General features: G+C 63.2%; 5 protein-coding genes. 4 read left to right on the top strand and 1 reads right to left on the bottom strand.

The annotated features are described in order from the left end of the window. The coding region (locus Q8K05_RS04060) for a M3 family metallopeptidase (protein ID WP_305245243.1) at positions 1–420 on the top strand (420 nt) is incomplete at its 5' end. Positions 421–462: 42 nt separating this feature from the next. Next, complete coding sequence (locus Q8K05_RS04055) at positions 463–1,119, top strand: glutaredoxin family protein (protein ID WP_305245242.1); 657 nt, start codon at positions 463–465, stop codon at positions 1,117–1,119. Positions 1,120–1,146: 27 nt separating this feature from the next. Here Q8K05_RS04055 and rpiA read toward each other — a convergent pair whose 3' ends face one another. After that, positions 1,147–1,818, bottom strand: coding sequence for a ribose-5-phosphate isomerase RpiA (gene rpiA, locus Q8K05_RS04050; RefSeq protein ID WP_305245241.1), 672 nt, complete (start codon positions 1,816–1,818; stop codon positions 1,147–1,149). A 114-nt stretch (positions 1,819–1,932) separates the two neighbouring features. Here rpiA and Q8K05_RS04045 point away from each other — a divergent pair, with 114 nt between their 5' ends. Both Q8K05_RS04045 and Q8K05_RS04040 read left to right on the top strand, forming a co-directional pair. Further along, a complete protein-coding gene (locus Q8K05_RS04045; RefSeq protein ID WP_305245240.1) occupies positions 1,933–2,985 on the top strand; it encodes a quinone-dependent dihydroorotate dehydrogenase in 1,053 nt (350 codons plus the stop codon). Positions 2,986–3,252: 267 nt separating this feature from the next. Then, positions 3,253–4,940: NADPH-dependent 2,4-dienoyl-CoA reductase (locus Q8K05_RS04040; RefSeq protein ID WP_305245244.1), on the top strand; the 1,688-nt coding region annotated here is incomplete at its 3' end.

Raw genomic sequence — 4,940 nt, 5'->3', positions numbered from 1 at the left:
TTTTCGCTGTTTGACATGCTCTTGCATACCTCGCACAACCCATCGGATGACCTGATGGGCCTGCTCAACGAAGTGCGCAAGGAAACGGCGGTGATTTCGGCCCCGGCCTACAGCCGCACCGCCCATACCTTCAGCCACATTTTTTCGGGCGGCTATGCGGCCGGCTATTACAGCTACAAGTGGGCTGAAGTGCTGTCGGCTGACGCTTATGCCGCGTTTGAAGAAACCGCAGCAGCGGCCTCATCGGCAGGTGCTGGCGAAGACGCCCGCAAGACGACCGTGACCGTGGAAACTGGCAGAAAATACCGGCAGGCCATCCTCGAAGCAGGCGGAAGCCGACCTGCCATGGAGTCGTTCAAAGCCTTCAGGGGCCGCGAGCCGTCCATTGACGCCTTGCTGCGCCATCAGGGCATGGCTTGAAAGTGTGAAAAAAAAACCTGTATTCAAGACGACTGGAAAACCATGAGATCAAACGCCGTTAGATTTTTGACGCTCAACGCCCTGATTGTTTTGGCAGCCAGTCTCTTGTCGCCTGCGGCACAGGCCCAGACGGTTTACCGCATCGTAGGACCGGATGGCAAGGTAACCTTCTCTGACAAGCCACCGTCGCCCGCCAGCGAAGCCAAAGTCAGTACTGCCAATGCCAGTTCCACGGGAGGCAGCGCCTCGGCGGGCCTGCCTTTCGAGTTGCGGCAGGTCGCCACCAAATACCCGGTCACCTTGTACACCGGCGACAATTGCGCGCCTTGCGGCGCAGGCCGCTCGCTGCTGACCAGCCGGGGGGTTCCGTTCAGTGAAAAAACGGTCACCACCAATGAAGATACCGAGGCGCTCCGGCGTTTGAGTGGCGACAATTCGCTGCCCTTCATGACGATTGGAAGCCAGCAGCTCAAGGGGTTCTCGGATGCAGAGTGGACGCAATTCCTGAATGCCGCTGGCTATCCGCCGTCATCGGCATTGCCTCCCAACTACCGCCTCCCATCACCCACGCCGCTGGTGCGCCTCGCTGCAGCGCCCGCCGCGCCGGCGGCAGATGCAGCGCCAGCCGCTAGCGCAAATCCACGCCCGGCCCCGCGCGCCGCACAACCCGCCAACAACCCGGCGGGCATCAGGTTTTAAGCCGCATTCAAGACGCAGGGCGCCCGCTTAAAACACTAAAGTTTTGACGCCACCCGATGTGCCCAGCAGGCACACGCTGGCCTTCTGAAAAGCAAATACACCCACGGTCACTACACCCGGCCACTGGTTGACCTGGGACTCAAACGCGAGCGGGTCGCTGATCTTCAGGCCCGTCACGTCCAGGATATGCTGGCCGTTGTCGGTGACCAGGGGCGCGCCCTCCTTGAGCCGCAAGGTCGCCGTGCCGCCCAAGGCCGCAAACTGGCGTGCAATGCGTTTTTCAGCCATGGGAATCACTTCCACCGGCACAGCGAAATTACCCAGCGTTTGCACCAGCTTGGACTCGTCCGCAATACAGACAAATTGGCGCGACTGCGCCGCCACGATTTTTTCACGCGTCAAGGCCGCACCGCCGCCCTTGATCATGTGGCCCGCGTGGTCGATCTCGTCCGCGCCGTCGATATACACCGCCAATTCATCCACTTCCGTGGCGTCAAATACCTTGATGCCCAGCGCGTGCAGGCGTTCAGTAGACGCCACCGAACTCGACACCGCCCCGGCAATGCGGTCCTTCATCGTCGCCAGCGCGTCGATGAATTTGTTGACGGTAGAGCCGGTACCGACGCCGACAATGCTTCCGGGTTCCACGTAATGCAGGGCGGCCTGGCCGACCAGTGTTTTGAGTTCGTCTTGTGTCATGTTGGGTTTTATTGAGGAAGTCAGGTTGTTTTTGCGACAATCAAAGCTCATGTCTTGCGGGCTTAAGTGCCTGCCCAAGCCGCACAATCCATAGCCATCTGCCCGAATTATCCAATGTCCCTGCTCCCCTACGCCCTGGCCCGTCCTTTTTTATTTGGGCTCGACCCCGAAACCGCCCACGAACTGACGATGGCTTCGCTGGCGCGCACCCAGGGCACCCCGCTGCAGATGGCCTATTGCACCAGCCGGGTTGGCGACCCGATCGAGCTGGCAGGACTGAAGTTTCCCAACCGCGTAGGCCTGGCTGCGGGTCTGGACAAAAATGCCCGTTGCATTGACGGCCTGGCCGCCATGGGATTCGGCTTTGTCGAAGTCGGCACCGTCACGCCCAAGGCCCAGCCCGGTAACCCCAAGCCGCGCATGTTCCGGCTACCCGAAGCGAATGCGCTCATCAACCGACTGGGTTTCAACAATGACGGGCTGGATGCCTTTCTGGCCAATGTGCAGAAGTCAAACGTGCGAAAGCAAGGTGCTAAAAACGCCTTGCTGCTCGGCCTGAACATCGGCAAGAACGCCGCCACGCCGATTGAAAATGCAGTGGACGACTACCTGATCTGTCTGGACGGCGTGTACCCGCATGCCGACTACGTCACCGTCAACATCTCCAGCCCCAACACCAAGAACCTGCGCGCGCTGCAAAGCGACGAGGCGCTGGACGCCCTGCTGGGCCGCATCGCCGAGCGGCGCGAAGCCCTGGCCAGCCAGTACGGCAAACGGGTGCCGATTTTCGTCAAGATTGCCCCCGACCTGGATGATGCCCAGATCGAGGTGATTGCCGCCACCCTCCAGCGTCACGCCATGGACGGCGTGGTGGCCACCAACACCACCCTGAGCCGCGACGCCGTCAAGGGCCTGCGCCATGCCGAAGAAGCCGGCGGGCTGAGCGGCGCGCCCGTGCTCGAAGCCAGCAACCGCGTGATCCGCCAGCTGCGCGCCGCGCTGGGCAAAGGCTTTCCCATCATTGGCGTGGGCGGTGTGATGAGCGGTGCGGACGCGGTGTCCAAAATCAAGGCCGGCGCCGACGTGGTGCAGATTTATACCGGCCTGATCTACAAAGGCCCGGCCTTGGTCGCCGAAGCCGCAAATGCGATCAAAAAGTGCCGATAGCCCAATTAAAACGGGACTTGTTGGCTATTATTTTTATAGCAAATTTATGGGCTGGCAGGCTTTTCAGGGTTTGCCCGCAGGCGCGGTAGGGCCTGTCCCCTGGATTGCCGCAAGCCGTGTCGAACGCCGCTGCCTGCGACTACCATGCAGGCAAACCCGACCCGGAGACTGCACTTGGCCACCACGACTTCCTCCACTTCCCGTCCCTATCCGCACCTGCTGGCGCCGCTGGACCTGGGCTTTACCACCCTTAAAAACCGGGTACTGATGGGCAGCATGCACACCGGCCTGGAAGATGGACGCAAGCACTTTCCGGCCATGGCCGCCTATTTTGCGGAGCGGGCGCGCGGCGGGGTCGGCCTGATGGTCACAGGCGGCTTTGCGCCCAACATCGCGGGCTGGACCAAACCCTTTGCCGGCATGCTGCTCACCTCGGGCGCAGCGCGCCGCCACCAACAGGTCACCGATGCGGTGCATCTGGAAGGCGGCAAGATCGCGCTGCAGATCCTGCACACCGGCCGCTACGGCTACCACCCGCTGTGCGTGGCGCCCTCGCGCATCCAGAGTCCTATTTCCCCCTTTACACCGCGTGAACTCAGCGCGCGCGGCATTGAACGGCAGATTCGCGCCTTCGTCCGCTGCGCCCAGCTGGCGCGGGAGGCCGGCTACGACGGCGTCGAGATCATGGGCAGCGAAGGCTATCTGATCAACCAGTTCCTGGTGACCCACACCAACCGCCGGACCGACGACTGGGGCGGCAGCTACGCCAACCGCATGCGCCTGGCGGTCGAGATTGTCCGGCGCACCCGCGAAGCGGTCGGGCCCGACTTCATCCTGATCTACCGCCTCTCGCTGATCGACCTGATCCCGGATGGCAGCAGCTGGGAAGAAGTCGTGCTGCTCGCCAAAGCCGTCGAAGCGGCAGGCGCCACCCTGATCAACAGCGGCATTGGCTGGCATGAAGCCCGCGTGCCCACGATTGCCACCTCGGTGCCGCGCGGCGCCTTCACCTGGGTCACCCAAAAACTGCGCACCGAGTTGCGCGCCGCTGGCGTGATGATTCCTGTGATCACCAGCAACCGGCTCAACATGCCCGAAATCGCCGAGCAGGTGCTGGCCGACGGCTGCGCCGACATGGTCAGCATGGCCCGCCCCTTTCTGGCCGACCCCGAGTTCGTCAACAAGGCCGCGCAGGGCCGCAGCAGCGAAATCAATACCTGCATCGCCTGCAACCAAGCCTGTCTGAACCACGCCTTCAAGGGCAAACTGGCGAGCTGCCTCGTCAACCCGCGCGCCGGGCACGAGACCGAACTCGTCATCCGCATCGCCCCCGCCAGCAAGCGCATGGCGGTCATTGGTGCCGGCCCTGCCGGTCTGGCCGCCGCCACCACGCTGGCCGAGCGCGGCCACGATGTCACACTGTACGACGCGGCCGGGGAGATCGGCGGGCAGTTCAACCTGGCCAGACGTGTGCCCGGCAAGGAAGAGTTTTCAGAAACACTGCGCTACTTCGGCCAGCGCATCGAAAAAACAGGCGTCACGCTGCGCCTGAACACGCGCATCGAGGCCGCCGGCCTGCTGGCCGAAAAGTTCGACGAAGTCATTCTGGCCACCGGCGTCAAACCCAGAGACCCGCGCATCCCCGGGCAGGAGCATCCCAAGGTGCTGAGCTACATCGACGTGCTGCTGGGCCGCCAGCCGGTCGGCCCGCGCGTGGCGCTGATAGGCGCGGGCGGCATCGGCTTTGACGTGGCCGAGTTTCTGGTCACTGCGCCCGGCCACTCCACCGCACTCGACCTTCCCGCCTGGCTGGCCGAATGGGGCGTGGCAGACCCCGGCCAGGTGCGCGGTGGCGTGGTCAAGCCCCGCAGCACCCCGCCCGAGCGCCAGATCACGCTGCTGCAACGCAAGCCCGGCAAGCTGGGCGCAGGCCTGGGCAAAACCACCGGCTGGAT

The organism is Polaromonas sp. (genome assembly GCF_030682935.1).
In the GTDB taxonomy this organism is placed as follows: domain Bacteria; phylum Pseudomonadota; class Gammaproteobacteria; order Burkholderiales; family Burkholderiaceae_C; genus Polaromonas.
This window is presented reverse-complemented; position numbering and strand designations above follow the sequence as displayed.